Source organism: Erythrobacter sp. K21-9 (assembly GCF_055808355.1).
In genome coordinates this window covers 1,420,081-1,446,438 of record NZ_CM147866.1, presented here as the reverse complement: position 1 = coordinate 1,446,438, position 26,358 = coordinate 1,420,081, and the positions used below count along the sequence as shown (strand labels likewise).

26 protein-coding genes and 1 pseudogene are annotated in these 26,358 nt (G+C 59.3%); 5 read left to right on the top strand and 22 right to left on the bottom strand.

Annotated elements, in window-relative coordinates; all coding sequences use genetic code 11:
* Nucleotides 1-2 precede the first annotated feature (2 nt).
* Both AC0L39_RS07285 and AC0L39_RS07280 read right to left on the bottom strand, forming a co-directional pair.
* Nucleotides 3-713: a DUF6544 family protein gene (locus AC0L39_RS07285; protein WP_473261923.1), complete on the bottom strand. Its 711-nt coding sequence runs from the start codon at nt 711-713 to the stop codon at nt 3-5.
* Nucleotides 714-861: 148 nt separating this feature from the next.
* Nucleotides 862-1,689, bottom strand: coding sequence for a universal stress protein (locus AC0L39_RS07280; RefSeq protein WP_473261921.1), 828 nt, complete (start codon nt 1,687-1,689; stop codon nt 862-864).
* Between the two features lie 153 nt (nt 1,690-1,842).
* Between AC0L39_RS07280 and AC0L39_RS07275 the strand changes: the two genes are divergently transcribed.
* Both AC0L39_RS07275 and AC0L39_RS07270 read left to right on the top strand, forming a co-directional pair.
* Nucleotides 1,843-2,160 (top strand): TraR/DksA family transcriptional regulator, encoded by a 318-nt coding sequence (locus AC0L39_RS07275; protein WP_473261919.1) that lies wholly within the window; start codon nt 1,843-1,845, stop codon nt 2,158-2,160.
* A gap of 150 nt (nt 2,161-2,310) precedes the next feature.
* Nucleotides 2,311-3,480, top strand: a complete 1,170-nt coding sequence (locus tag AC0L39_RS07270) for a DUF8173 domain-containing protein (RefSeq protein WP_473261917.1) — start codon at nt 2,311-2,313, stop codon at nt 3,478-3,480.
* Between the two features lie 280 nt (nt 3,481-3,760).
* Here AC0L39_RS07270 and AC0L39_RS07265 read toward each other — a convergent pair whose 3' ends face one another.
* The 5 genes from AC0L39_RS07265 to AC0L39_RS07245 all read right to left on the bottom strand — a co-directional run bounded on the left by AC0L39_RS07265 (nt 3,761) and on the right by AC0L39_RS07245 (nt 7,728).
* Nucleotides 3,761-4,270: an Hsp20/alpha crystallin family protein gene (locus AC0L39_RS07265; RefSeq protein WP_473261915.1), complete on the bottom strand. Its 510-nt coding sequence runs from the start codon at nt 4,268-4,270 to the stop codon at nt 3,761-3,763.
* Between the two features lie 91 nt (nt 4,271-4,361).
* On the bottom strand, nt 4,362-4,910 hold the full coding sequence (locus tag AC0L39_RS07260) for a GNAT family N-acetyltransferase (protein WP_473261913.1): 549 nt from the start codon (nt 4,908-4,910) through the stop codon (nt 4,362-4,364).
* Between the two features lie 14 nt (nt 4,911-4,924).
* Nucleotides 4,925-6,142: a L,D-transpeptidase family protein gene (locus AC0L39_RS07255; protein WP_473261911.1), complete on the bottom strand. Its 1,218-nt coding sequence runs from the start codon at nt 6,140-6,142 to the stop codon at nt 4,925-4,927.
* Nucleotides 6,139-7,056 carry a zinc-dependent alcohol dehydrogenase family protein gene (locus tag AC0L39_RS07250; protein ID WP_473261909.1) on the bottom strand — a complete coding sequence of 306 codons (918 nt, stop codon included), beginning with the start codon at nt 7,054-7,056 and terminating at the stop codon, nt 6,139-6,141. Before AC0L39_RS07250 ends, AC0L39_RS07255 begins: the two co-directional genes overlap by 4 nt.
* Nucleotides 7,057-7,152: 96 nt before the next feature.
* Nucleotides 7,153-7,728, bottom strand: a complete 576-nt coding sequence (locus tag AC0L39_RS07245; protein ID WP_473261907.1) for an NAD(P)H-dependent oxidoreductase — start codon at nt 7,726-7,728, stop codon at nt 7,153-7,155.
* Between the two features lie 363 nt (nt 7,729-8,091).
* Here AC0L39_RS07245 and AC0L39_RS07240 point away from each other — a divergent pair, with 363 nt between their 5' ends.
* Both AC0L39_RS07240 and AC0L39_RS07235 read left to right on the top strand, forming a co-directional pair.
* Complete coding sequence (locus tag AC0L39_RS07240) at nt 8,092-8,352, top strand: hypothetical protein (RefSeq protein WP_473261905.1); 261 nt, start codon at nt 8,092-8,094, stop codon at nt 8,350-8,352.
* Nucleotides 8,339-9,472 carry a site-2 protease family protein gene (locus tag AC0L39_RS07235; protein ID WP_473261903.1) on the top strand — a complete coding sequence of 378 codons (1,134 nt, stop codon included), beginning with the start codon at nt 8,339-8,341 and terminating at the stop codon, nt 9,470-9,472. Before AC0L39_RS07240 ends, AC0L39_RS07235 begins: the two co-directional genes overlap by 14 nt.
* 63 nt (nt 9,473-9,535) lie before the next feature.
* Here the strand turns inward: AC0L39_RS07235 and AC0L39_RS07230 are convergent, their stop codons facing one another.
* From AC0L39_RS07230 to AC0L39_RS07200, 7 genes and pseudogenes are all read right to left on the bottom strand, one after another.
* Complete coding sequence (locus AC0L39_RS07230; protein ID WP_473261901.1) at nt 9,536-9,703, bottom strand: hypothetical protein; 168 nt, start codon at nt 9,701-9,703, stop codon at nt 9,536-9,538.
* A gap of 43 nt (nt 9,704-9,746) precedes the next feature.
* Nucleotides 9,747-10,163, bottom strand: coding sequence for a baeRF12 domain-containing protein (locus tag AC0L39_RS07225; protein WP_473262312.1), 417 nt, complete (start codon nt 10,161-10,163; stop codon nt 9,747-9,749).
* A gap of 143 nt (nt 10,164-10,306) precedes the next feature.
* Nucleotides 10,307-11,536, bottom strand: a complete 1,230-nt coding sequence (locus AC0L39_RS07220) for an NAD(P)/FAD-dependent oxidoreductase (protein WP_473261899.1) — start codon at nt 11,534-11,536, stop codon at nt 10,307-10,309.
* A 25-nt stretch (nt 11,537-11,561) separates the two neighbouring features.
* Nucleotides 11,562-11,975, bottom strand: coding sequence for a protein tyrosine phosphatase family protein (locus AC0L39_RS07215; protein WP_473261897.1), 414 nt, complete (start codon nt 11,973-11,975; stop codon nt 11,562-11,564).
* Between the two features lie 84 nt (nt 11,976-12,059).
* Nucleotides 12,060-12,994: pseudogene (locus AC0L39_RS07210) on the bottom strand (MBL fold metallo-hydrolase).
* 403 nt (nt 12,995-13,397) lie between these two features.
* Nucleotides 13,398-14,816: a preATP grasp domain-containing protein gene (locus AC0L39_RS07205; protein WP_473261895.1), complete on the bottom strand. Its 1,419-nt coding sequence runs from the start codon at nt 14,814-14,816 to the stop codon at nt 13,398-13,400.
* A gap of 74 nt (nt 14,817-14,890) precedes the next feature.
* Nucleotides 14,891-15,382 (bottom strand): hemerythrin domain-containing protein, encoded by a 492-nt coding sequence (locus AC0L39_RS07200; RefSeq protein WP_473261893.1) that lies wholly within the window; start codon nt 15,380-15,382, stop codon nt 14,891-14,893.
* 62 nt (nt 15,383-15,444) lie between these two features.
* On the opposite strand from AC0L39_RS07200, the gene AC0L39_RS07195 reads away from it, so the two are divergent.
* Nucleotides 15,445-16,269, top strand: a complete 825-nt coding sequence (locus tag AC0L39_RS07195; protein ID WP_473261891.1) for a class II glutamine amidotransferase — start codon at nt 15,445-15,447, stop codon at nt 16,267-16,269.
* Nucleotides 16,270-16,443: 174 nt separating this feature from the next.
* On the opposite strand, the gene AC0L39_RS07190 is transcribed toward AC0L39_RS07195, so the two are convergent.
* The 8 genes from AC0L39_RS07190 to AC0L39_RS07155 all read right to left on the bottom strand — a co-directional run bounded on the left by AC0L39_RS07190 (nt 16,444) and on the right by AC0L39_RS07155 (nt 26,346).
* Nucleotides 16,444-16,788: a phosphoribosyltransferase gene (locus tag AC0L39_RS07190; protein WP_473262310.1), complete on the bottom strand. Its 345-nt coding sequence runs from the start codon at nt 16,786-16,788 to the stop codon at nt 16,444-16,446.
* On the bottom strand, nt 16,712-17,119 hold the full coding sequence (locus tag AC0L39_RS07185; protein ID WP_473262512.1) for a phosphoribosyltransferase family protein: 408 nt from the start codon (nt 17,117-17,119) through the stop codon (nt 16,712-16,714). The genes AC0L39_RS07190 and AC0L39_RS07185 overlap by 77 nt, the downstream gene beginning before the upstream one ends.
* 105 nt (nt 17,120-17,224) lie before the next feature.
* Nucleotides 17,225-17,527 (bottom strand): glycosyl hydrolase family 65 domain-containing protein, encoded by a 303-nt coding sequence (locus AC0L39_RS07180; protein ID WP_473261889.1) that lies wholly within the window; start codon nt 17,525-17,527, stop codon nt 17,225-17,227.
* Nucleotides 17,439-18,980 carry a GH36-type glycosyl hydrolase domain-containing protein gene (locus AC0L39_RS07175; RefSeq protein WP_473261887.1) on the bottom strand — a complete coding sequence of 514 codons (1,542 nt, stop codon included), beginning with the start codon at nt 18,978-18,980 and terminating at the stop codon, nt 17,439-17,441. Before AC0L39_RS07175 ends, AC0L39_RS07180 begins: the two co-directional genes overlap by 89 nt.
* Nucleotides 18,977-19,594: a hypothetical protein gene (locus tag AC0L39_RS07170; protein WP_473261886.1), complete on the bottom strand. Its 618-nt coding sequence runs from the start codon at nt 19,592-19,594 to the stop codon at nt 18,977-18,979. Before AC0L39_RS07170 ends, AC0L39_RS07175 begins: the two co-directional genes overlap by 4 nt.
* Nucleotides 19,570-20,355: a hypothetical protein gene (locus AC0L39_RS07165; protein WP_473262510.1), complete on the bottom strand. Its 786-nt coding sequence runs from the start codon at nt 20,353-20,355 to the stop codon at nt 19,570-19,572. The genes AC0L39_RS07170 and AC0L39_RS07165 overlap by 25 nt, the downstream gene beginning before the upstream one ends.
* Nucleotides 20,356-20,416: 61 nt before the next feature.
* A complete protein-coding gene (locus AC0L39_RS07160) occupies nt 20,417-25,459 on the bottom strand; it encodes a glucoamylase family protein (RefSeq protein WP_473261884.1) in 5,043 nt (1,680 codons plus the stop codon).
* Nucleotides 25,459-26,346, bottom strand: coding sequence for a universal stress protein (locus tag AC0L39_RS07155; RefSeq protein WP_473261882.1), 888 nt, complete (start codon nt 26,344-26,346; stop codon nt 25,459-25,461). Before AC0L39_RS07155 ends, AC0L39_RS07160 begins: the two co-directional genes overlap by 1 nt.
* Nucleotides 26,347-26,358: the final 12 nt, after the last annotated feature.

Below are 26,358 nucleotides of genomic sequence, written 5' to 3'. Positions count from 1 at the left end.
AGCTAGCGCGCTTCGTACTTGACCAAGCGTAGGTGACCGTAGGTAAATGGACCTTCTGGAAGGTGCCAGATCGCATCGCCTTCGCTTGCGATACGCCAGCCATCAAACCTGCGATAATTGCCCAGCGGCGTGGACCAGCGGGCAATTCGTAAGCTGCCGTCCCTTCCCATCATGCCCCGGTCTTCGGAGATGAAGTCGACCAGCTCACCCGCCTCATTGAAAATCAGCTCAGCCGAAACCGTGTTTGTCCCAACGGTCAATGCGACCTTCGCGCTCTTGTCGTCGATTTCTGTCCATTCGAGACGATCGTCGATGAGCCTCGATGGAGCAAAGAACGCAATGTCGTTCAGGATTGTCACCGTCTCGGTGCGCGTCAATTCAGGGCCGCTCGCATCCACGACATTGAACAGTCCTGCTGCACGAACCTTCATGGTCGCCTCGTCGACTTCGAAGTCATGCAAAACACTGATGGGTAAGCCCTTCATCATAGTACGCATGAAGAAAAGGCGGTGCATCTCGTCGAAACGATCATACTGCGATGCGAGGCCAGTCATCCCTTTGGTTCCCGGCGCATCGTACATGGTCGCTTCAAACTCCATCGTGATTTCGCTCACGACAGGTTTACCGAGCGAACTGGTTAGCTCGATGTAGCGCTGCGCTGGCCCCGGAAGATGCGCGATATCCTCTCGTTCAAGCTTCTTCCCTTCCAGCATCAACTTGCAGGATGCCTCCCGGCGTCGGCGCTTGAACTCACGCGACAAGTTGGTGGACCATGCGTAGACTGCACCTCCAAGAACAAGCGTGCCAAGAGCTCTGGCTATCCACATGATTGGTGTTCTCCCCTAAAGTCCAGAGCGCACCCTAATGGGCAAGGAACAGAGGCAATTGCGGCTCACGCAGCATATCGCGCGTGACCCCACCAAGTATCCGTTCGCGGAAGCGGGAGTGGCCGTAGGCGCCCATAACGAGGTATCCCGCCTCGCGGCTCCGAGCGGCTTCCACGAGAGTTTCGGCAATTGAGTCGCCCTTATTTCTGGTCAGCTCGGTTAATTCGCTCGTTACATCGTGTTGAGCCAGATATTCAGAAGCTTGCATCGAAGGCAGGTCGAACTTGTCTTCCCGGCTGCCCTTCTTTTTCTCCTCGACGGTCAAGATGTGAACCGAACTGCTTCGGCTGACTAGGGGCAACGCGGCCCGCAGAGCGTGCGCACTCTCAGGTGCCCCATTCCAGGCCAGAGCAACCGGCCCCTCAATATCGATGGTATTCACATGTTCCGGAATTACCAAGATCGGTGCACGGACACGCTCCAGCAACTCCGCAACAAACCGGGAAGGCGAGCCATTTAGCTGAAGCGGATCGTGCGCGCCTACAATAACGACGTCATGAATAGGAGCATGGCCCGCAATGAGGTTCATAGCCGAACCGCTTGATGAAACCCAACTCCAAAGCACGTCTTCGTTCGAAAGCTCTTTCTCGACGTCGGCGCGAAACTGCTTCGAAGTCTTGCCGTAGTCGACCATCATCTCGGCTGACATGGCCCCATAGAAGTCCGTCGGCATGCCAAAATCATAGGGCGCAGCCTGCGCGAAAGTTATGCGGCCCTTGCATTGCCGTGCCATGTCTAATGCCACTTGAAGGCGTGCTTCGAAGCATTTGTCGTCGTGAACATGTAGTAGAATTGATCGCATCGCAGTCGCCTCCATTCAGAATCTGGAGTGAGATCAATGAGCGCGACCGCATTTTCGCGAACTACGTAAATTGCCGTAGAGCCTCGGGGCGCAGATACGCCCTAGCAAGAGTGATCGCCGTGTTTGTCACGGCCTTGTTTCAGGATTGCGCTTATGACCAACAATGCCGAATTCGCGACCGCGCTCAAAGCCCGTTTCAAGGATCTCTTGGACCGTGCGGAGATCATAGAGGATGACCTGCGGCACCCACTCGATGCCGATTTCAGCGAGCAAGCCATCGATCTGGCCGATGACCAGTCGCTGGAAGGTGTCGACGAGGCGCTAAGAGCTGAGATGACACAGATTGGCTACGCCTTGGCGCGGATCGAGAACGGCACTTATGGCACCTGCGCGCAATGCGGCAAGGAGATCGGCGAGGCACGGCTTAAAGCCCGCCCAATTGCAACTCGCTGCATCGATTGTGCTTCGTGACTGCGCTGAGATGATGCGGCTGAGCCCGCATCCGGATATTTACGGATACTGGCTGCCATGCACCAACGGCACAATTGGCATGCAGTCGGGTAAATCGCCCGGCGGGAAGGAATTGCCATGACCGTCTTTAACCAAGCGCCAGTCAAACGCATGACACTCGGACTAATTGCCGCATGCAGCGCCCTTGCCCTGCCCGCGAGCTCTGTCGGTCAAAACGCAGCTGCGCCTGCCCCAGCCGACACGGCTCAAGCGAGCGATATGATCTTCCTCGCCGCCGAAGAGCTGCGCGTATCGCAAGAGACCACGGACGATCTCTTCGCCGCTGGCAGCAGCATAGATGTCGTCGGCGCACAAGCTGACCACCTCTTCCTTGCTGGCGGCGATCTCACAGTCTCGAACGCTCAGGTCAAGGATGTTGTCGCGGCGGGTGGCGATATCCAGCTGGAGGCCGCCACCATCGCCGATGATGTCATCATCGCGGGCGGTGAAATCGCGGCGAAAGAGACATTCGAGATCGGTGGAACCGCTGTCATTGCTGGCGGCGAAGTGAGGTTTGAAGGGCCCGTTGGCCAGGACCTGCGGATCGGTGCGAATGAGATTTTCGTGAACTCCGTCGTCCCGGGGACGGCTCGGCTCTCAGGCGACACGATTACCCTTGGCCCGAATGCTCGGATTGGGGGCGATCTCATCTATCGCAGCGCAAGCCTGACGGTAGATCCAGCAGCGATTATCGAGGGTGAGCGCACCGAGCTGGAAGCGACCGATTCCTATGCGGTCGAAGATGCCGCCAGGGGCTTGGGGCAGTTCTTCCTGTTTTTCAGTCTCTCGATGATCGTGAGCTATTTCGTGATTGTCGCGCTACTGGTTTTGATCGTCCCGCGGGTAATGCAGGCCACGTCGCACATGTTGTCGGGCGCACCTCTTCAGGCGCTGGGCATAGGGGCGCTGTTCGCAGCGGTAGTTCCGGTCCTCGGGATCGCCCTGCTCTGGACAGGAATTGGGATTCCGTTGGCAGTATTCCTGTTCATCGTATCGCTAGCGCTCACACCGATCGCCGTTGCGGTCACCGCGCATTTCATCGGGATGACTGCGCGCAGGATCGTCACAAAGAAAAGCGGCAATGCAGAAAGCACCTTTGAAGGGATCATGTGGCCTTTGGGAGGCGTCGTTATCCTGTTGGCGCTCGCGCTGATACCGGTCGCAGGCTTGCTCGTCTTGTTCCTGGCAATGCTGTTCGGGCTGGGGGCCTTCGGAAAGCAGATCCTCGGACTGCTTTCCGCACCGCCGCAGACTGCTTCCGATGCACCGGCAATGGCATGATGGGCCGCAATATGCGCCAGGAGGCTTTCGCCGAAACGCCGTCGTAAAAGATCAGTCATCATCGTGATTCTCGCGGTGTTGGCCGTGTGGTAAGCTGGAACACGGCTCCCTGCGTGCGGAGTGGTGTCGTCAGGCAAAAGGGCCGGCATCGGGCACACCAGCGAAAACTAACTCAATCTCGGTCCGCTTCTCTTGGCCATGAAGAAGGGCCATCCCGCCCCGACTGAATCGGCGCGGAATGGCCCTTGAGCTGGCGGTGGGGCTTCCCCCCAATGCCCGCTCAGCTGTTGGTGTTGGTGGAAATCTCGATTTTGCGAGCCTTCTCAGGTGCGCTCTTAATGCGAGGGATGGTTATAGAAATCACGCCGTTGTCAGAGCTGGCTTCGATTGCGTCGGCGTCGCAATCGCCAGGAAGAGTGACGCGTCGCTCGAACATGCCATAGCTGCGCTCGGAAACGGTGTAGTCCCGCTCTTTCTCCTCGCGCTCTTCCTTTTTCTCGCCCTTGAGAATTAGCAGGTCGCCATCGACGCTGATATCGACTTCATCGCCAGGCACTCCGGGCAATTCGACCGCAAGGTGGTATTCCTTGTCAGTCTCGCGCATTTCGAGCGCCGGCATGGGCAGCGATGCAAGATAGCGAAGACCGAGATTAGTCGTGGGGAAGCGCGGCGGGAATTCGTCAAAAATCCGATCCACTTCGCCGCGCAGCCGATTGAACGGTTCGCGCAGGTAATCCGACAGACCGGCGTTTTCGCGGGGTCTTTCAGCAAGCATAGTTTCGTCAGTCATTTCAGGTCTCCCAAATTTCCTTTTTATGGGGGAATCCATTTTACTGCGGACAGGGGCCACTCCGGATACGGAAACCTCCTTAGAATGGTACTCAGAACACCTTTTCTGCAATGATCATGCCTGGATGATCGGGACTGGATTTGATCTTAAAGCCCATCTCTCTTTCGAGCTTCACAGCATCATGTTGATCTGCGCTTTCAAGCGACGTGAGCTTCTTCACTCCCGTAGCCTTCGCATAACGAACGGCGTGATCGAGCAAGGCCCAGCTGATCCCCTGCCCTTTTGCGTCTTCGCGGGTACAAACGGCAAATTCAGCGCAGTCGAAAGCTTCATCGGCACCAAGCATCGCGCTAGCCATGATCTCGCCCGTCCACGGATCGAAGGCGAGGAAGTCGATGGTCCAATCGTTTGAGTCGTCGACCATCTCCATCAAGCGGTCTTCATCGACTTTGCGAATTCCAGACAGGAAGCGGAAATAGATGTCGCGGCGCGCGACACCGTCGAAAAAGCGCCTGAGCGCTTCCTTGTCCTCAGGTCTCGCCGGGGTAATCAGGATCTCCACGCCGCTTTCGGTAGTGACCTCGGCGCTCCAATCGCGTTCGGCTTTGCGGTTGGAAAAGCGCTTGGCAACTTGTGGCATCGGTTGTGTGACGCTCAACTCTGGCATGTCTGCTCTCCGTGGATTTCGTCCGATGTGGACGAAGCGAGGAAAAGAGATGATCCGTAAACCTCCGTAGCCACGCTGAGCGAGGAACTGGAGATCTTCACTGGGTCGCGATCGTAGATGTCTTCCCAGAACCGTATGCTGCCAACGGCCTTTGGCTCGGCAGTGAAATAGGTGACGTAAAGCGGGAGGCTTTCCGAGAGCTCGAATGTCTGGGTCCTGCCTGTCGCCACCTCTTGTTCGACGCGCGCCATGTCCCAACCATCGTTCCCAAACAACACTTCGACGAAGTTCAGCGCCCGGTCCACCCTGATACAGCCGTGGCTGAAGAACCGACGGTCTTCGGCAAACAGTTCCCGGTTTGACGTATCGTGCAGGAACACGCTGTACGGATTGGGCATTACCAGTTTCATGCGGCCCAGAGCGTTATTGTCCCCTGGCATCTGCCTGTATCGCCCATTCTGGTAAACGTAGCCACGAGCACGCGCTGCAGCAGGGCTTCGCCTGACGAAGCTGGCGATGCCTTCGCGGGCAATGCTCGACGGGATTTCCCACCAGGGGTTAAGGACCACACCGCTAACCTGCGTCGTAAAAACGGGAGTGCGGGTAACGGGCTTTCCTACAATCACGCGCCGTTTATCCATCACGACGCCGTCCTCCCACAAGGTCAATTCTTGCGCGGCAATGTTCACGAGGAGATATCGTTTGCCGAGCTGTGCAGGCAGCCAGCGCCAGCGCTCCAGATTGGCGATGATGACTTGGCGGCGGTCTCGATCGGTTTCCTCGGAAAGTGCCCCGACCAGCGCTGAATAGTAAGGGTGCGACGGGCGGACCGAGCGCAGATAGGTGTCGAGATAGCTCTCTTGTAAAGCCGCTTTCAAGCCAGCTTCCAAATCTGCGTCAGTCAGATGGCCATCGATGTGCCACCATGAAGGCTTCGCCAAGCCACAACACCGGCCCCGCCATGCTCGCATCAATATGAGCGCAGCTTTGTCCGCAACGGGATCGAGGCTCTCGAGATCGTCGGCATCTATCGAGGTGCGAAGGTCCATAGCCTCCTTTTCGGGCAATTCGATCCCTTCCTCTGCCGCGCGCTGCATCCACCGATGCAGGTTCTCGGCCTCCGCAGTGGACCAGGAGCTTTGCGCAATTGCAGACTGCGAGAGCGCGACGAGCGCTGCCAGAAACAGGATACCAATACGCATCATGGAACGAGCACCGCTGCGCCAGTGATTGATCCAGAGCGAAGCCTTTCGAGCGCCTCGTTCGCCTGATCCAGCGGGAAGACTTCGACGCGCGTTTTCACCGGAACGGCAGCGATCGCTGTGAAGAAACTTTCGCCGTCCGCGCGCGTCAGATTGGCGACCGAGCGTATCTGGCGTTCGCCCCATAAGAGTTCGTAGGGAAAGGACGGGATATCGCTCATATGAATGCCCGCGCATACAACGGTGCCTCCTTTGCGGACCGCGGCCAAGGCCTGCGGCACGAGTTCACCCGCCGGGGCGAAGATGATTGCCGCGTCGAGTTCGAATGGCGGCAACATATCTGAACCGCCGGCCCACACGCAGCCCATCTCGCGCGCAAACTCTTGCGCAGCCCCGTCGCCTGGCCGGGTGAAAGCGACGATCTTGCATCCGAGCCCGGTGGCGATCTGGGCGATGATATGCGCCGAAGCGCCGAAGCCATAAAAGCCAATCCGCATCGCATCGCCGCACATCGAGAAGGCGCGATATCCGATCAGGCCAGCGCAAAGCAGGGGAGCGGCATGAACGTCGTCAATGGTCGGCGGTATTGCGAAACAGTACTCCGTATCGGCAATGCAATGCGATGCGTAACCGCCATCGACGGAAAACCCGGTGAAGACCGGTTCATCACACAAATTCTCGTGACGGTGGCGACAATAGTCGCATCGTCCACATGACGAACCAAGCCAAGGCACACCCACCCGATCGCCAATTGCGAAGCGGTTTACTTGATTGCCTTTCGCTATGACGCGTCCGACCACTTCATGACCAGGGACGATAGGCAGTCCATCTTCGATATCGCCATCAACGATATGGAGGTCCGTGCGACAGACCCCGCAGGCAAGCACCTCGAGCAAGATTTCATTTGCTTCAGGCAACGGCATCGTACCGTTCAACCAATTGAAGCGGCGAACCCACGGACGAAAACTCCATGGCCTCCATGGTGACCGCGGAAACATCGGCTGCGACCATGTTCATCGCCCACGCCGCCCGAGTTCCTCGACTCGCCTCAGCCATTTCCTGCGATAGCCCGGCCAGCTATCCACGCGTCCGATGATGGTCGTGAAGACGGGCTTGATCCCGACAAAATGAAGGATGTGGCGTTTGAGGCTCTTCACACTGTGGGAGCGAAAGAACAGGCGATAGACCGGCGCTGGCGTTCCCATCGTAACGATGACACGCGCCGATTTACCCGTCAGCAAACCTCGCCATCTCGCCTGCGCCGTAATCTCAATCGCGAAACCCGGACGCAGCACCTGCTCGAGGAAGGCTTTGAGTAGCGCGGGCACATCGCCCATCCAAAGCGGGTAAAGGATGACGATATGCTCAGCCCATTCGATGTCCTCCTGTGCCTTGAGAACGTCCTCTTCCGGCTCAAGCTCATTCCAAACACGCGGCTCACGAAGCATCGCGAATTCAAGTAGCGCGATATCCAGTCTCCTTACCTCGTGTCGCTCCTGCGCCCCTTTCTCGTAGGCGGATGCCAGGGCCGGAACGTAGTGATCCGGCTCTCCGCTTGGATGGCCGTTGATGATGAGGATGCGTGTCATGGGGCCGGGATGCCCGAGGCTTGACTCGTCATATATCCGTAAATGTCCTCATGCTGATCCACTGCGCAACGATCTTTTCGAGGAATTGCGTGTGACATAGCCTGATCGGCAGGGCCCTCTCGGCCAGAACCTCCGAGCGGCGGGCCACTTCGGATGGATGGCATTCACTTCAGCACCGATGCGGCCATTGGCGAGCAATGGCGCACTCAGCAGAAACCCACGAACGACCGAGCCAGAAGGGACTCGGAAGCAGGGTCTTCGCTCACTGCCCCGTGCTAACTGATCAGACTACGGAGGTTTCCGGATGAGCCGCTCGGTGCTCACCAACGATAAAGGTGCCGACACAACCAAGAGGACATTCCAATGGCAACCGGCAATAAATCAACAATCTCACCGTTCTGGGCAGTCGTGATCATATTACTGATCATAGCCGGGGGCATATTCTTCTTCACCGACGTCATGCGGCAAGACCAAGCACCGGAGCCTGAACTCGAACCGCCTTCCACTGAGTGGACTACTGCGCCAGAGGGCGGAGTTGAAGTCGACTTGCCTGACACCCCGATGCGCGTTGTACCCGAAGAGGAGACAACACCCGAGGATGCACCGCAGAGTGAAGATCAATAACCAGCCGATGCTGCGCTCCATGCCCATAGCCACGATTAAAGGGACATCGGTTCGGCTGCACTGGACGTTTCTGCTCTTGCTCACGTTCATTGCAGTTGGTGCCTTTGTTTCGATGGGCTTGAGCGCGGCAGCAGATATTGTGCTGCTCATTGTCCTTATGTTCGTGTGTATCGTCTTGCATGAATTCGGACACATAAGCGCTGCGCGGCAATTCGGGATCGAAACGCCTGAGGTCATTCTGCTGCCCATTGGCGGGCTCGCTAAGTTGAAACGAATTCCCAGCGAGCCGGAGAAAGAACTTGCAATCGCCATTGGGGGACCAGCGGTGAATTTCCTGCTTTTTGGTTTGCTGGTTCTACTGCTCGGGAGATGGCCGACCATCGAAGCCGTTCAGAATCTCTCGCTTGGTCAAATCGATCTGATCGAGCAGCTTGCAATCTTCAATCTGATTATCGGCTTGTTCAATCTCTTGCCGGCTTTTCCCATGGATGGTGGCCGCATTCTGCGCGCTTTGCTTGCATTTGCCCTGCCGCACACCAAAGCGACCAGCATCGCAACACGAATTGGCCAGATGCTCGCCGTGGGCCTGGGCTTTGTGGCCCTTTTCATGGGCAACATCCTGCTCGTTGCGATAAGCGTCTTTGTTTTCGTCTCAGCGACCTCAGAGGCGCAGGTTGGGCGCATTCGCGATGCAATCGGCGGCCTTCCCGTTGCGCAGGTGATGGTGACCGGCCACGCGCTTTTTTGCCAGACCGATCCGATCAGCCGCTTGGTCGACGAGATCTTGCATTCTGATAGCGACGAGTTCCCAGTCATCACCTCCGAAGGCGAGCTCAGTGGCTTTCTGCTGCGCTCCGACGTCATCCGGCATGCAAGCGATGCCGGGAAACAGAAGACGGCAGGAGAGGTCATGCGCACCGACATACCTTTAGTCTCCATGCATTGCCGCGCCGAAAAAGCCGCTGACATGATTTCGGATGGCGCACCCATCGTGGGCGTCGTGGACCGGAGGGGCGGATTTGCAGGCATTGTCAACAAGCGCAATCTGCTCGACGCTATGGATATCGACCGTGCCTTGGCTCAGCGAAGCCAAGGACTAAGCAAACGACGTTCGCTATAATTTCATCGATCGGAGGTGCGACTGATCCCGTCCGCCATTTTTGGAAGCGGTCGCGGGTGGCGATTACTCTGGCGTCGGAAACTCGTCAGGAGAGATATCGGGTTCATCAATGTCAGGCTGCAATGGTTCGGTTTCCGGTGGCCGAACAGGCTCAGGAGCAGGCTCACGCGCCGGGCGTTCCGGTGGTGCCTTGGGTTCGATCCGGTCAGGCTCTGGTGGTTGTGTTGCCATCCTAGGCTCCGTTGAAGCGAGAACGAGCGTAATGGATGCGCTCTCAATTCTCTGTCGAAGAAATGATCGAGGCGATCTGTTCGGGTGTGTGGTTGACGACATCCTTGTCGATCTCCGCGATGATCGAGGGCTTGAGCCGCTCGGGGCAGCATTTGCGAAACTCGCCAAGCGCAGACGGAGATGCGAGAACTATTACCTGACTGCCGTCCTCCGACTGATATTGGTCAAGCGTTTGTACAGCGCTGCGCGCGAAATCCTGCTCGTTCTTGTCGTGCAGATCGATGTCACTCATCGCACTACGCCTGGGTGAGGCGCTAGAGAAGGATCTGCCGGGACGATCCGAACCTTGACCGCTTGATCGCGGATTTTCGTTCTGCTCAGAAACGATCGGTGCAAGCACAGGTTTGCGAGTGTCCCCCTGGTTCCTGAACAGCTGCAGCTTGCTGCCATCGAGCGCCATCACCAGCGTACCAGTCGCGATTTTCATACGAGAACTCCTCGAAAGTCGATCCTTGATCCGAAAGCGCTAGCTGCCATTGAGAGCGCCCTCACTAAGGGAACCTCCTAAGTTGGATCGATCTGATGTATCCGAGAAAGGCACGATTACTGCGCGATCATGTTACCCGGCCCGGCAAGCCATTCCCGACCCTTGAGCATGCCGTTCCAGTAAAGCCATGGCAGAAAATCGGCTTTCAAAACCCAGGACAGACGTTGCGCTTTGGTCCCGTCGATAAGCCATTTCGGGAAGCTGGGTGCCAGTTTCCCGCCATAGGCGAACTCGGCGAGCACGATCTTGCCGCGCTCGACTGTGAGCGGACACGACCCATAGCCGTCGTAGCCCGCAGTAGGTCCCTTGCCATCCAATTGACGCAGGGCGTTTACCGCGACCACCGGGGCCTGTTTTCGCGCAGCTGCCGCGGTTTTTGCATTCGGCATTGATCCCGCATCGCCGAGCCCGAAGACATTGGGGTAACGAACATGCTGAAGCGTATGCTGATCGACATCGACAAAACCACTTTCCGCCGCAAGCGGGCTATCAGCGAGAAACTGCGGCGCGACCTGCGGCGGTACTACATGCAGCATGTCGAACTCGTGGTTCACTTGGCCGTCTTCGCTTTCGAAAGTCGCAAATCCCGCAGGCCCATCGACCGCGATCAGATCGCAGCCGAGTTGGAGACCGATGTGGTACTTCTCAACATATTCCATCAGCGCCGGGACGTAGTCCTGAACGCCAAACAGAACCCCGCCCGCGTTGCGGAATTCGACTTCGATATCGCCCAGAACGCCGTTTCGTAGCCAGTGGTCGCAGGACAGATACATCGACTTTTGCGGTGCTCCGGCGCACTTGATCGGCATGACTGGCTGCGTGAAGATCGCGCGGCCTGATTTCAGGCCCTGGACCAGCTCCCATGTGTAGGGTGCAAGATCATAGCGATAGTTGGAGGTCACACCATTCTCGCCAAGCGTGTCTTCGAGGCCAGCAATTTTCTCCCAGGCGAGCCGAATGCCGGGTGCTACGATCAATATTTCGTATTGGATGGTCGACCCGTCGGCGAGCGTGACCGTATTGTTTTCGGGACGGAAGCTCGCGGCCTTTGCCTTGAGCCAATCCACACACTTGGGCATCACGCTGGCCATGGGCCTTACCGTGGCCTCGCGATTGAACACTCCTGCACCGACCATAGTCCAGCCGGGCTGGTAAGCATGCGTTTCGGAAGGCTCGATAATCGCGACATCGAGGCTGGGGCGGCGTCTCAATAGAGACGCAGCCGCAGCGACACCCGCTGCGCCGCCACCGACGATGACCACCTCATGATTTGTTGCTTTGGCCATGGCCTGGGCTCCTCAATGATTCACTTCAGTCGCCAAACCGATCGGCCATCGCGGAAAGATCGTATCCGGCGACCTGCGCATCTTGAAGACGCCGCGATAAAGGGCGATTGTGCGGGTTTGCCAGTGTCTCAAGCGTGATTGAGCGTGTCCCGGTACGGCAATAGGCGAGCATCGGCCCGTCTGTGCCGAGCCGAACCGCGCGGAAAGCCGCGATCGCCGGTTCGGGAAAGGTGCCGCCACTCACCGGAATGTGGTGGAAGGCAAGGCCAGCATCCTGCGCTGCCGCGCGCATCACGTCGATCCCCGGCTGCCCCGGCTCCTCAGCATCGGGCCGATTGCAGATAACAGCTACGAACCCCCGCTCGGCCAAACGCGCCATACTCTCCGGCGAAAACTGGCCAGAAACCGCAAAATCTCCATCAATCTCACGAACCTCCATTTCACAGCTCCGATCCCAATTTGCGGTCGGAACCTCGGCAGGTACGAAACTGCACAGATCTCACCGTGGATTTGCGCGAAACCATCACAGCGCATCCACCGGCAGTTTAAGATAGGTTACCCCGTTCTCCTCTAGCTCGCCGGAAAATGGCCAGCGCGCATATTGACCTGCACCGAAGGCAGGATGAGGCGCGGCATGTCGAGTGTCGCATCGCGCGCTTCTCGCATCTTCACGAAATCGTCTTCGCTGATCCCGTCATGGGCATGGATGTTGTGCTCGCGCTGCGCTCCGACAGTCGTTTCCCATTCGTGATGCTGACGCCCCTGCGGCAGATAATCGTGGCACATGAACAGCCGGGTTTGCGGAGGTAAGGAAAGGATACGGCGCAGCGAGCGGAACAATTGCCGGGCGTCGCCGCCGGGAAAATCGGCGCGCGCAGTGCCATAGTCCGGCATGAACATCGTATCTCCGACGAACACCGCGTCGCCGATCACGTAGGCGATGCAAGCCGGCGTATGACCTGGGACATGAAGGATTGAAACGGGCAGGTTACCGATCTCGAATGTGTCCCCATCGCCGAAAAGCGTGTCGAATTGAGACCCGTCATGCACGAACGCGGCCCCGGCATTGAAGAGCTTTCCGAACGTCTGCTGGACCATGGTGATGTTCTCACCGATCGCAATCTTTCCGCCAACGCGTGTCTGAAGGTACGGCGCGGCGGAAAGGTGGTCGGCGTGAGCATGCGTCTCAAGCAGGTACTTTACCTTGAGATCGTTCGCATTGACGAAATCAATGACTTTATCAGCCGAGGTCTTCGATGTCCGGCCCGAGCTTTGATCGAAGTCGAGCACGGGATCAATCACAGCTGCTTCGCCCGTTAAAGGGTCGGACACGACATAGGTCACCGTAAACGTAGCCTCGTCGAAGAAGGCCTTTACTTCTGGACGCAGGCCATCGCCTGCGATCGCGCGTTCGACTTGCGCAATTGCAGCGCCAAGCGCCGCATCATTTTCATCCATCCGGGCTTCCATCCTGAAAATCTCCTGCGTATTCTCGGCAGCATTGAAGGGACCCTCATTGATTGGTCTGAGAACGTCCGCGCAGCCATACGTAGATATCCGTGAGGCGCTTCAAAGCGACGGTCTCGCATAGCGAGGTTCGGCCAAGCGCTGCCTTTCTGCCAAATGCGGATAGAAGATGGGATAGCGGAAAAATGCTTCGGATATTCCGCGCCCTTCGGTAGTTACAAGAAGGCCCTGCGCTTGAGCAGGGCCTTGAGTTTTGGGGCTAACGTCAAATAGCCAGCCCCCGGGTCGCAACAGCACAGCTACTCAAACGAGCCTGGTGGTAAGATATGTAATGTCCCTTAGGCTCGACGCGTTGGCGCGCGTGCTCCAATGACGCGCGCATTAGGTTCAATGGTCAGGCGGGCGATGAGAGGCGCGCGATTGCCTGTTCGCTCAATCGCTGCGCAGCACTCTGGTCGGCGGCGATAGCGAGGAAATCGACCCCGCCATAGGGAAGCCGTCCGGGCGTCAACAGGACCAGGCCGCTTTGCCGATCTCGCCGAAAGAGCAGGTCTTCGCAGCGGTCGAGCAATTGCGAAACCGTAGGCGGAACGCCATCGGGATCGAAGTGGCTGAAGACGAGAAATCCGTGCTCGCGCCAATCGCCAACCAGCCTGTTGGCAAGCGTCATGGGCAGCGACATTCCGCCCCATCGCCCGTTGCATTCGACCCAGTGAAGGTCGGCACGCGCTTCGCCCTTACCCACGACCACGGCATCAAAGCTGCACCGCCCGAAATAGCCGAGACTCTGGAACAACGTTCCAAGCGACGCAGCCTCACGCGCGAGCTCGCGTTGCAATCGCTCGCCCAGCAGGCTGGGAGCGCCGCCCACGAAGCGCGCGGATTCCCCGCTTGTCTGCTGGTCGAAGATGGCTTCTATGATAGGTGGGCCATCCGCAGGAATAGGGATCCAGAGCTGTACGGAAGGGCTTCCAAGCAGAGGCCCCTCCCAGGCCGTCAGCTGAAGCGGAAACGGGCTGTCCCATCCGCGCTGGTTGATCGCTTCGGCAAGCTGCGCTGCGATCATCGTCGCGGGCTTTCCACTGAATTGCTGGCTTTCGAGCACCATGTTGCCGAGCGAGGCAGCGCTGCTCGGCAGTTTGAGCCCGACGACATGATGTTCCTTTACGAATCGCTGCAAGTGACCGACAAGCGCGCTCATCCCATAAACGGTCCGATTGTGCGGCACGGCATTGCGGCCCAGAAGCATTGAGGCGCGATGCGAGAACCAGAGTTTGTCGTTGACTGCTCGCGACAGGGTCGGTCCGGGTCCGGCCACATGCACCGGAACCCGGGCGTCGTCGGCAATCCTTTTGGCAAGGCGCCAAACGCCGCCGGTCACCATATAGGGTACGAAATTGAGCGCGCCAGCTTCCCGGGCGATGTCCGAGGCCATAGCGATGAGGTCCTCATCCTCGAGGCAAATCTGCGACAGTGTCTGTGCGGGACCGGCGATTGGGGGTGCAACGACAGTAACGTGGCCCAGACCCAGAACCTCGCGGCAGTAGGCCTCGAAATCCTCATCGCGCTCTCCGTAAACAACCAGAAGATCGCCGTCCCCCGCCAGCATCGCAGCGCGGTAGCTCAAACTTTGATCGACACCGCGCTCGTGGGCCAATTGAATGCCGCTGTGGTCCTCGATCAGCAACGAAGGGGCATCGACGAGGCCAATCCGACAAAGCGGCCCGAAGGGAGGAATTCGGCCGAGGCGAGGATCCTCGCGCAGCATCTGGCGCGCAACCGTGCTTACATGCGCGTTCTCTTCAGCGCTCAAAAACGACGTGTAACCTTCGTGAAAAACCCAGTTTCTGCTTGATAGTTTCGACTGTGGTGAAACGGGGGCAACGCTCATTGCGACGGCCCCTCCTTGGCTACCGACGTCCATGTCGGTGACTGCACACGCAATTGCCTAAGCGAGGCCAGCAGCTCTTCCTGACGTGGCAGTGGAACGCGCCCGAGCGCGCCGAAATGTTCGCCGCACTCATCGGTATGGGCCTGCATCGCGGCGACATCTTGGAGCATTCCATCGCGCTGCGCTGCGGTTAGACTTTCGCTTGGCTTCAACGTCGCCAACCGCGCGATCGCCTGCACCCCGCGGACATGCTCGGTTTCGAACGCATCGACTTCCGCATCGCCAAGCAACCTGCGCAGCTCGGGATAGAAGTGCCATTCCTCGAAAGCGATATGCGCTCCGGCTAATTGATCCAGCTCGCGCGCAGCCGCCGTCGCCTGACCATCATCGCCGGCACGCAGCGCCGAAGCAATGGCATGCAACCCTCGTCCCAGCGTCTCGTGATCGCGCTGGAACTCGTCGAACAGCTCTCGCACAACGTCGCTCATGAACCGGATATCCGGACAATTGCGGATATCGGCTTAGCGATCGAGGAACGAGAAAGCGCGCCATGTGCCGTCTCTATGGATTTCGGGCGACCGAGCCCACAAAGGTCGAATGCACGCTCGTGCATGCGCAAAACGCGCTCATGGTGCAGAGCGAAGCGGACAGATCGGGCAAGAGCCATGCGAACGGGTGGGGTGTCGCGACCTTTGAAGAGAGCGGGCCGCACATCGAAAGACAGGCCTGGGCGGCATATCATGGCGAACACTTTCGAAGAGCCGCAGCGCGGGTCTATTCGAAGCAGGTCCTGGCGCATGTCCGGCGCGCCACAGTGGGTGCCCCCAGCCTTGCGAACACGCATCCTTTTGTCGATGGAGGCTGGGTGCTCGCGCACAACGGGACGGTGCCGCATTTCGACCTGATCCGCCCCGTGCTTCTCGAAGAGGTCCCAGACAACCGCCGAGTGTCGATCGTCGGCCAGACCGATAGCGAACACGTACTGCATCTTATCCGAGCGCGGCAGATCGTCTCTCCGCACCGACCGATTTTCGACATCGTGCGGGACGTCGCCGCCTGGCTCGCTGCTCATGTACGAGCGATCGATCCTCAGGCGCGTCTTGGTCTCAACCTGATCCTGATGGATGGGGAAGAGATGATCGGCACGCGCATTGGACGGCCGCTCCATTACGTCGAGCGCGTGGGTGTGCACGATTGCGAAATCTGCGGATTTCCGCATGTCCATCACGATCCACGCACAGGATACCGTGCACTTGTGGTCGCATCCGAACCGATCAGCCATGAGCACTGGCGAGAGGTGCCCGATCGCAGCATCTATCGCATCGACAAGGAGTGCCGTTTCGCATGGGAGCCGCTCGAATTGGAGATAGTTTAGAAGGCGAGCGTGGCGAGCAGTCATACCATACTGGTATGCGTCCCGCTCTGCCTGTTCATTAGGTAAACCCCCGCAAGCCCAGCTTTCGTTTCCGCCTCACACTTGTGAAGGGCAAATCAGCGCCTGGACGGCTGCGGGACGAGGCTCTTGCCCGGTCAACACAATTGTGGCCGATCATCGGCTTTCCTGTTTTGCATCTCGGCGGGCAAGCTCGAGATATCGTACGACTTCGATATCGCTCGTTTGCCCGAAGTTCTCGTAATGCGCCCCCACCGCGTAGAAATCTCGCGGCTGCGAAAGGCACACGATCTCATCGCATAGCGGGGTTAATTCCGAAATCGCGTCCGGCGGCGCCACCGGGACCGCAAGGACGATACGAGAAGGCCCTGATTTGCGGATCGCCTTGAGCGCTGCCTTGGCCGTGCTGCCCGTGGCGATCCCATCATCCACCATGATCGCCGTGCACCCTCTCAGATGAGGCGGCGCGTCGAGCCCATAAGCTGCCCGGCGGCGGCCTATTTCCTTGAGCGACGCGGCGATCTGATGCGCGATGTAAGCCTCGCTCGCGCCGGAAGCCGCGGCTCGCCTTCTCGTCGAGCACCACTTCGGGATTGTCACCATCGACAACCGCCCCAATGGCATATTCCTCGTGGCCGGGCGCCCCGAGTTTTCGCACCATCACCAGATCGAGCGGCGCGCTCAACTCGTGCGCGATTTCGTATGCAACCGGGACTCCTCCGCGCGGTAGAGCGAGTATGACCGGATCGGGCCATTCGCGCGACGAAAGCTCGCGTGCAAGCGCGCGTCCGGCAGCCTTCCGATTTGCGAAAGTCACGGGGTGTCTAGTCATACAGCCCTCCATCGAGCGTGCGACGAGAAGGTTGCCCGCTCGCTGCCAGAACGGAATACGTATGGTTCCGCAGCTAACTGTCGCGGCGGACAACAGAGCGGCGGTTTACAGAGACATGGCCTCAAGACTCTGATTTTCTTCGCTAGAGCCCTCAATAACCGCCTCGACCCTGATGACCTTACCAGGCGGCGGAAAGGTCACATCCTCTCGATCTTGCACCTGTCCATCGACCTTCAGCCGGGCACGCACCCGTCCGGCCGCCTGTCCGATCTGGGTGACTTTCAACTCGATCGTTCCCCCGCGATAATTCAGCCGCGCGCTATAGCCGTCCCAGCCATCTGGAAGCGAGGGCGCGACATGGAGCTTGCCGTTGCGCAGTGTGAGGCCGAGAATGCCTTCGGTCGCCAACCGCCATGTCCACGCGGCTCGCCCCGGTGTACCAACTCCACCCGCCGCGTCCGCGATAGCTTCCGGTCGAACCGATATCCGCAACCAGCGCATATGGTTCGGTCCGATACGTGTCCGCATCGTCTCTGGTCATAGCGTGCTGGATCGGGTTCAGCATGTTGAAGATGCGATAGGCGTGGGAGCCCTGGCCGGTTCGGGCAAGCGCAAGACCAAGCCATGCTGCGGCGTGCGAATACTGCCCACCATTCTCGCGAATTCCCGGAGGATAGGCCTTGATGTAGCCAGGATCATGCATCGCCTGATCGAACGGGGGCCAAAGCAGGCGGGCGATTTGCGCGTCATCGTCCACCAATTCGCGAAGCGCCGCCTGCAATGCCGTCCGGCTGCGCTGAGAGGCGCGTCCAGCGAAGACCGACCATGACTGTGAGATGGAATCGATCATGCACTCATCATTCTCGTGCGAACCGAGTGGCGCGCCTTCATCGTCATAGGCACGGCGATACCACTCCCCATCCCATCCGTTTTCCTCCGCATTTCTGCGCCATGTCGCGGCCCGGTGTGCCCAATGGCGCGCCTGGGCTTCGCGCCCAAGCAAGCGCTCGCACTGCGCGAGCGAGGCAGCACAAACCGCAGCGAACCACGCGAGCCAAACGCTTTCGCCGCGTCCCTTGTCACCGACCCGGTCCATGCCGTCGTTCCAATCCCCTGCCCCGATCAGCGGCAGGCGGTGGCTACCCAAGACCACTTTTTCGAGCGCCCTTTCGCAATGTTCGATCAGCGGGCGCGGATCGCCCGCCGCTTCGAACTGGGCGTAGCGGTCGTGCTCGTGATCGGTGAGCGGCGGCGCGGAAAGGAAGGCCACGTCTTCTTTCAGTATCGACACGTCGCCGGTCGAATGGACATAATGCGCGGCGGCATAGGGTAGCCACAACAAATCGTCGGAGCAGCGCGTGCGCACGCCGCGTCCGGTGGGGGGATGCCACCAGTGGAGCACGTCACCCTCTTCGAACTGGTGCGCCGCACATTCAAGAATATGGGTTCGCGCTCGGTGCGGATCGGCAATCAGGAAAGCGAGCACATCCTGCAACTGATCGCGATATCCGATCGCGCCGCTCGCCTGATAGAAGCCTGTGCGGCCCATGATCCGCGATGAGAGGCTTTGATAGAGGAGCCAGCGATTAACCGCGATATCGAAAGCGGGATCGGGAGTGGAGACCTCGACCGAGCTCAGCAAGTCATCCCATTGACCGGCGACCTCGTTTTCGGATTGTCTAGCCATATTCTTTGCTCGCCACTTGCGCGCCATGTCGAGCGCAGCGATTTCCGATTTCGATTCGCCAAGCACAAACACGATTTCCACCGTCTCGCCGCGGACTATGTCCAGATGCACCTGCAAGGCAGCGCAAGCATCGCCGCCTGCAGTTTGCGCACCGCTCAGGCCCCATCTTTTCAATCCCGCAGGTTGGGCGACATTGCCCGGTACCGACCGAGGAATTCCTGCCTATCGGTGGTGAAGCTGTGGACATCGTAATTGGACGTCAGGAAGGCTACCCTGCCCGCAAAATCACTACTCCATGGGTTGGTTGCGAGAATGGCTTGTGACGTGGCATCGAAACGGCATGAGACATGCCTGCGCGAGGTGCTGGGCAGAGCGCCGAGCAGCCATTCGGCGTAGTATGTGGCGGTGATACGCCGATCGCGCGCGCCCCGATTGCTCAAGGTGAGGCGCACCAATTTCACCGGATCCTCGGTTGCCACCGAGACCCGCATCCGCTGCTCGATCCCGCGACAGGCGCGCAACCACTCGGTATAACCCGCCCCGTGACGTATCTGGCAGGTCGCATCGTCTCCTGCCGGGTTCGGCGTCACACTCCATATATCGCTGGTTTCCTCGTCGCGCAGGTATAACGTTTCTCCTGGACGATCACTAACCGGATCGTTCGTCCAGGGTGTGAGGCGATACTCGCCGCTGTTGATCGACCATGAAAACCCGCCGCCCGATTCCGTGACCAAGGAGCCAAAATGCTCATTGGCAAGGACGTTCACCCATGGCGCAGGCGTAGACATACCTGGTTCGAGGTGAATGACATATTCGCGTCCATTGCGCGCGAATCCCCATACTCATTGTCGAAGATGAGGTCATCGGGGCGGTTTGGGGGACGCTCGCGCTCCGGCTCGTAGTCGAGTGAAGGCAGGATTGAGGGTGCCTCCAGATGTTCGGTCGCTTGGCTGAGTTGCTCGGCGATAGTCCCTGCATCGCCATCGATAATGGCCCATGCCATGGCTTCGAGCAAACGGACTTGCTGCGCGCCGACTTGGTCGGAAAAGACCAAATGGAAGCCACCCTGACGCCCAAGCATCTCAGCCGCTCCGATCTCGAGCAGCAACTGTGTCAGCTCGTCGCGCACCGGTTCGAGATAGGCCGATCCCATCGTCTTCAGGATGACGACGTCAACCTCGAGCCCTGCCCTCCGCCAGATCTGATGCGCGCCGACGACGAACTCGATCGATAAATCCTCCTCGAACTCGCCCTTGAGCAGAAGGATCGGACGGTCGCCCGATATGGCCATTCCCCAAAGGCTCGACTGTCCAAGTCGGTTGCTGCGGATAGTTTGCGAAGACGAACGCATCGTGCCGCCTGGATAGGTCAGGGTCGAACCCAGCGCGTGGACCAGCGACAATGAGGCGGGATTGAGCCGGGCGCGAAGCAATGCGCGCGACGTTTCCATCTCAGCATCGTCGAACAACCACCGGATCGCCGCGAGAGTGGCGTGACGGTCCAGCCTGTCGAGCGCCGCAGCCCGAGAGGCCGCGGCGATCGTGACCAAACAAAGCTCAGTGCTTTGCCCTGGCTCGAGTTCCACCTTCGTCTGCAATGCCGCAACCGGGTCAAGCGTCCAGCCAGAGCGGTACGCTCAGTGGACTCGATGCGCCCAGCGGATCGCGGACCGAGCGATTTCGCCCGATGAATCCCCTGCGATCTGTTTCGAACAGCGTATCGCCGACAATGCCATCGGGCCCAATCAGCGCCTGAAGAAGCACTGGCGGCGTGTCCTCGGGTCTTCTTGGCCTGCGCGAGAACACCAGCGCGGCCGGTTCTTCGATCCTTTCGCTTTTCACGAACAGCTTGCTGAAAGCCGGATGTCGCTCGTCTTCCAGCGGCGGCGCGAGGACGATTTCCGCATAGCTCGTAAGCCGCAGAACACGCCTCCGATCGGTTTCGTTCATGATTGTCAGACGGCGCAATTCGATGTCTTCATTTGCGCCTACGGTCACTTCGAGCCGAGTGAATATTCCGCGTTCGCGCCGCTGAAACTCGGCGCAGTGTGTGCGGAACAAGACGTGTTCTTCCTGCGGCTCAACGCCGGTAGGCTGAAACGTGGCGGACCATACCTGTTCGGAATGCTCATCGCGGATATACAGCCAGTTCCCTTCCGCATCGAGTGTGGGATCGGCCACAAAGCGGGTCAGCGCCTGGCCCTGCCAGCGCAGCCCTCCCCCGCCGGCTGTGGATATGCTGCTTGCCATGCGGCCATTACCCATTAGCAGCACCTGCGGATCTCTGCTGACCGGAGGCGTCCACTCGTGGCGGATACGCTCGACACCGAGCGCCTCGTCCCCGCTTTCGGAAGTCTCAAGGCGCTCGATCTCGACCGGAAGTTCATGGGGGATTTGTTCCGACAGCAGCAAGGTTACTAGATCGATGCGTGGATCGCGCATGAATCGATCGACCAGAACATCGCCTGTTAGGAGATTTCCGATCGCACACAGGATCATTCCCTGATGATGCGCCATGAATGCGTTGACCGGGGCGAATGCCTGTTCGGGACGCGCGCGGTCGGGGGTGAAATCAATCGCCTCCCACATTCCGTAGCGTCCGGTCGCCCCTATCTCGTCAAGCCACTTGAGATTTTCCTGAGCGGATACAGGATCGACGGCCAATGCGAGCGCAGAGGCGTAAGGCGCGACCACACTGTCCTGCGCCAGTCCCCGGCGCAGCCCGAGGCCTGGCACTCCGAATGCGCGGTAGCGGAAGCGGTGTTCGGGGTCGCGCGCGGCATAGGCTGATTCGGAGATACCCCAAGGCGTATTGCTCCGTTCCCCATGAAGACGTTGGATTTCAACAGCTACCCTGTCGCTTTCTCCAAGCAGGGTTTCCAATCTTGCGGGCATCAGCAGCCGCGGCATCAGGTATTCGAACATCGACCCGTTCCACGATACCAGCGCAAGGCCGCTGCCTGCTCGCGTCACGGGGCGGCCCAAGTGGAACCAGTGCTCGATAGGCGCATCGCCCTTGGCGATAGCGAAGAAGCTTGCGATCCGCGCTTCGGAAGCCAGCAAGTCGTAGTGGTGGGTGTCGGTCTTCCCGGTGCTAACGTTGTGCCCGATAAAGAACAGCCGTTGCTCCCGGTCGTAGAGCCAGGCGAAGTCCATGGCCCAGGCGAACCGCTCCGCTTCCTCGGCGAGCCCATCAAGGTCGGCTTCAAACGGAACCTCGCCGGATGCGTCGCGCAGCATGTCGTGCAGGTGATGATGCAGGCGCTCGGTCCAGATATTAAGATCGCGAACCTCTTCAGGTTGGGTCTCAGCCAGGCTGTTCATGACCTGGTCCGCCTCACGTTCGAGCGCGGGCAGATCGTGGTTGACCAGATTGCGCAGGTCGGCGCGCAAATCTGCGCCGGTACGTTTCATCTCTCGCGCATTTCGCTGAAGAGCATCAAGGCGTTCGATCAGGCGTTGCGTTTCGGCAAGAGCATGGGCGTGCGTTTCGACCAGGCGAATGACATCGTCCAGCCCTGCCCAGCGTTGGGGTTCAAGAGCGTAATCGTCGCTCGCATCGCGCAGCGTTTGCGCGAGGACCAGAAAGGCTGCGGCGAGATTGCCGCTGTCGACGGTCGAGACGTAGCGTGGCTCCAGCGGACGCAAATGATGCGTTTCATACCAATTGAGAAAGTGTCCGCGATGCCGCTCCATCCGGGCGAGACTGTCGAATACATTCCGCGCGCGAGCAGCCATTTCGGCCCTGCCGATGAAACCCAGATCCCACGCACTTGCGATAGACATGAGCATCATTCCGATATTGGTCGGCGAGGTCCGGTGCGCGATCTCCTCATGCGGCTCGCCCTGGAAGTTATCTGGCGGCAGCCAGTTGTCGCTCGGCCCTGCAAATGTCTCGAAGTAAAGCCAAGTCTTGCGGGCTAATTGTCGCAGGAATGCCGTGTCCAGGCGCGAGGCGTCGGGCTCCTCGCTACGCCGTGCCTGCTCGATGAACCGCGTGATTTCCGGCGCGAGAATCCAAGACAGCAGCAGCAGCGAGGCAGGCAATATCGCTTCGGGCCTAGTCGTGATGATCGCCGCCGTCATCGCCAGCGCGAGCGCAACCGATGGTGCCATGGAGCGCCAATAATAGGCAGAATTAGTGGCGCCGTCGGCATTCCTTTCGATGTGCGCAGCGGAAACCCATTCGAGCAAGCGCTTGTGCGAAACCGAACGCCGCCAGAGCGTCACTGCAATCGCATGCAGCGACATGAGCGCTTCGTGCAGCATGAAGACTATGAACAGCAGCCAGCGCCCGCACTGATCTCCCAGCCTCGACCAGAAGCCATAGCTCAAGCCCTTGCGCCGTCCGCGCGCCAATCCGCTTGCCAGGTCGATGAACAGCTGGCCGGCCGGAGCCAGCAGCACCAAACCCGTCCAGAACCAAGGACTGCCGGGCAGAAATAGCCATCCGGCGAGCGCAAGCGCAACCAGTCCCGGCGCGACCAGGCTTCGCCGGAGATTGTCGAGTATTTTCCAGCGATCGATCCCGCGTATCGGGTTTCGCACCAGCCTGCCTGTAGCATCTGGAACCCGGCCCATCAGCCACGGCAGCAATTGCCAATCACCCCTAACCCAGCGATGGAGCCGTTTCGAATACTGGCTATAGGTCGCCGGAAACCCCTCATAGAGAACGATGTCCGTTGCAAGCGCGGCGCGGCCCAGTGCCCCCTCAAAAAGATCATGGCTGAGGATCGCATTTTCCGGGACCCGTCCCTGAGTGCTCGCATGAAAAGCGCCCAAGTCATAAATGCCCTTGCCTACGAATATCCCGCAGCCGAAAAGGTCCTGATAGACATCTGAAACGGCGCGGCTGTATATGTCTATCGCAGTCTCGCCAGTGAAGAGCCTTGCAAAGCGCGTGCGTCGCCCGCTTTCCGGAGATATCTCGACCCTCGGCTGGATAAGCGAGTATCCGCGAAGAATTCTACCGCTGACGCGATCGATCTGCGGTCGATTGAGCGGATGGGCGAGCACGCCTGCCAGCTTGGCAACCGAACGCGGCGGCAGCATCGTATCGGCGTCGACTGTTACAACGAACTGTGTCGTGTCGAGCGCAAGCGGATCACCGAGAATCAGGGAAAACGGCGCGCGGTCACCTTCGACCAGCATCCGATTGAACTGTTCGAGCTTGCCGCGCTTGCGCTCCCAAGCCATCCAGCAGCCTTCGCCGACATTGAAGAGCCGTGGCCGCATCAGCAGGTTAAACGGCGTTCTCGTGCCCTCCCGATACTTTTCATTCAAGCTCTCGATCGCCTTTCTGAGCGCATCGATGATCGCGTGATCGAACGGCATGACCTCGTGGGGAGCATCCGCCAGATCGACGAGCAGTGCGATCTGAACACTGGGATCGGCGTTGGCGAGCCAGTGCTTTTCGATCTGTTCAGTAAGGTCGGCGACTTCACTTGCATCCGCAATGACGACTGGCACTGTAATCGTGACCGGGAAAGCGCCGGGAACACCGTCTCTCTCATCCAGCTTGGGAAGCAGTCGCGGCTCGGTGATCTGAGTGACGAACCAGTGGACCAGAGTGATGGCGAGGATCGATGCAGGCACCTGGCTCAGCAGCAGGGCCGCGACCCATTGGGGCCATGCAGCCTCGATCCGCGCCAGATAAGCAACCGGTAGCAGAGCGCATAGAAGGCCTGAGAAGAGCATGGCGAGACTGAACAACCGCCCGGGATGATCGAGCATGGCCCGCCTTGCGCGCTCTTTCCAGCCGGGTCTCGCTGAAAACTGGCGTTCAAGCTGGCGGCGCCCATCGTCTATCAGCCAATAGCCGACGTGATGCGCAACCGTTTCGGCGCCCCTTGCGCGGGCCAGCGCGATCGCGGACTCCGCCACTTCGATTTCCCCGGCCCCGCTCCACTCCGCGATTTCTTCGATGGCGCTGCGATACCGGTCGCGAGTCTCGAAATCCATCTGGCGGTATGCCTGAGCTGGATCGCCGCCAAGGATAGAATCCACCAGGCTGACCCGTTCGAAGAATTCTTCCCATGGTATCGCTGCCAATTCGGCAAGATTGGCGATCGACCTTGCCACCCGATCGGTCGCGCCCAGCGACTGCGACTCACTGGCACAACTCGACAGCGGAAAATCAGCCTCCACTTCTCCAGATAGCATTGGGGTAAGCGCGGCGACCAATATCTCGACGCAGGCGATCCTGAGCATTGTGGGGAAGGCCCAGAGCTCCGCAATCGTCAACGGCTGGTGACGCTGGTAGGCGCGGACGAAGCTGACCGCATTGGCAAGTGAAAGCTGCAAATGCGTCGCACGAAGCAATTCGTGCGCGAGCACGAACACGCGCGGCCCCTCAATTTCGCCATCCGCCAGAGCGGGCAGCTTTGCATAGAATTCGCGCGGCAGATCCTTTCGGATTTGCCGCAGGGTCCGATTTACCTGATAGTCGTTATCGAGCAGCCATTCAGCAGCTTTGGCGACTTCGGGGGCCGGTTTCCGGGATGCCATGCGCGCAGCGGTGAACCAGCGTTCCACCGCGCGGGGTTCACGCAACAGTCCGATTAGCGAGGCCGGTTGCCTCGTGATGTTGTGGCTCTGGCCGAGCTCATTCGCGACATGTTCCAGCGGTGACAGGTTTTCAGGAGCGTCAGCCACTAAACGAAGCGGAAGACCGACTGGCCCTCGCTGTCAAAGGAGTCTTGACCCAATCCGGTGACCAGATTTGGTCGCACCATCAGCACGGGCATCGCGCAATGGCTCGCGAGATATTCCGCGACACTGCCGCATGGGATATCGCTCAATGCCGTTGCTCCGTGCGACGAAATGATGACGAGGTCGGCCTCCAATTCATGGGACATTCGGCACAAGGCATGGCGAGGATCGTCGGGACCAAGCATGCGAACCTGCACATCGATCCCGTCCTCCATCGCGCGCAAGCGAAGCTGCTCGAGCGATTCGCGAGCATGGCGTTCGTTCTGCCGCTCGATCTCTGCGCTCAGTTCGCTCGATGATCCCGAGGAAAATGTGTTGAGACCGCTCAAACGCGGCACCACATGGCAAAGGACGAGTTGGGAATTGTGGGTGCGCGCAATCCTCAGAGCCACCGGCAGAACGCTTTCGGCACGCGCCGAACCGTCGATCGGAACCACAATGCGTTTATACCGAGCCGCGGATTGCTCATGCCTTGGTGGCACGAGAAGCAACGAAACCGTGCCATGTTCGAGAATGTGCAGGGCCGTCGAGCCAAGGCCGGTTCGATTGAAATTGCGATGCGTTGCAAGCGCCATGAGTGCAGCACCATTCGTATCGGCCCAATCGATGAGTTCGTCGGCGGGCTCCCCGGTCAGAAGGACCTCGGCAGTATCGCGCGAAACCCCGACCTCATTGGCCAACTCCTGAAGGGCTTTGCGATGCGAATGCTGGCGGAGCTGCCAGGCAATGGGATCGGCCGGTATGCCCGATGACCGACTTTCGGGAAGCACTCGCGCAGCCACGACCTCTAGAGCGAGGCTTCCGGCAATTGCGACAGCGTGGGCCCCCACGGTTCTGGCATG

Excerpts from the sequence above, each read along its gene's own strand:
- AC0L39_RS07285 (WP_473261923.1), bottom strand. The coding sequence starts at position 713 with ATGCTGGAAGGGAAGAAGCTTGAACGAGAGGATATCGCGCATCTTCCG.
- AC0L39_RS07280 (WP_473261921.1), bottom strand. The coding sequence starts at position 1,689 with ATGCGATCAATTCTACTACATGTTCACGACGACAAATGCTTCGAAGCA.
- AC0L39_RS07275 (WP_473261919.1), top strand. The coding sequence starts at position 1,843 with ATGACCAACAATGCCGAATTCGCGACCGCGCTCAAAGCCCGTTTCAAG.
- AC0L39_RS07270 (WP_473261917.1), top strand. The coding sequence starts at position 2,311 with ATGACACTCGGACTAATTGCCGCATGCAGCGCCCTTGCCCTGCCCGCG.
- AC0L39_RS07265 (WP_473261915.1), bottom strand. The coding sequence starts at position 4,270 with ATGACTGACGAAACTATGCTTGCTGAAAGACCCCGCGAAAACGCCGGT.
- AC0L39_RS07260 (WP_473261913.1), bottom strand. The coding sequence starts at position 4,910 with ATGCCACAAGTTGCCAAGCGCTTTTCCAACCGCAAAGCCGAACGCGAT.
- AC0L39_RS07255 (WP_473261911.1), bottom strand. The coding sequence starts at position 6,142 with ATGATGCGTATTGGTATCCTGTTTCTGGCAGCGCTCGTCGCGCTCTCG.
- AC0L39_RS07245 (WP_473261907.1), bottom strand. The coding sequence starts at position 7,728 with ATGACACGCATCCTCATCATCAACGGCCATCCAAGCGGAGAGCCGGAT.
- AC0L39_RS07240 (WP_473261905.1), top strand. The coding sequence starts at position 8,092 with ATGGCAACCGGCAATAAATCAACAATCTCACCGTTCTGGGCAGTCGTG.
- AC0L39_RS07230 (WP_473261901.1), bottom strand. The coding sequence starts at position 9,703 with ATGGCAACACAACCACCAGAGCCTGACCGGATCGAACCCAAGGCACCA.
- AC0L39_RS07225 (WP_473262312.1), bottom strand. The coding sequence starts at position 10,163 with ATGGCGCTCGATGGCAGCAAGCTGCAGCTGTTCAGGAACCAGGGGGAC.
- AC0L39_RS07220 (WP_473261899.1), bottom strand. The coding sequence starts at position 11,536 with ATGGCCAAAGCAACAAATCATGAGGTGGTCATCGTCGGTGGCGGCGCA.
- AC0L39_RS07215 (WP_473261897.1), bottom strand. The coding sequence starts at position 11,975 with ATGGAGGTTCGTGAGATTGATGGAGATTTTGCGGTTTCTGGCCAGTTT.
- AC0L39_RS07200 (WP_473261893.1), bottom strand. The coding sequence starts at position 15,382 with ATGAGCGACGTTGTGCGAGAGCTGTTCGACGAGTTCCAGCGCGATCAC.
- AC0L39_RS07195 (WP_473261891.1), top strand. The coding sequence starts at position 15,445 with ATGTGCCGTCTCTATGGATTTCGGGCGACCGAGCCCACAAAGGTCGAA.
- AC0L39_RS07185 (WP_473262512.1), bottom strand. The coding sequence starts at position 17,119 with ATGACTAGACACCCCGTGACTTTCGCAAATCGGAAGGCTGCCGGACGC.
- AC0L39_RS07170 (WP_473261886.1), bottom strand. The coding sequence starts at position 19,594 with ATGTCTACGCCTGCGCCATGGGTGAACGTCCTTGCCAATGAGCATTTT.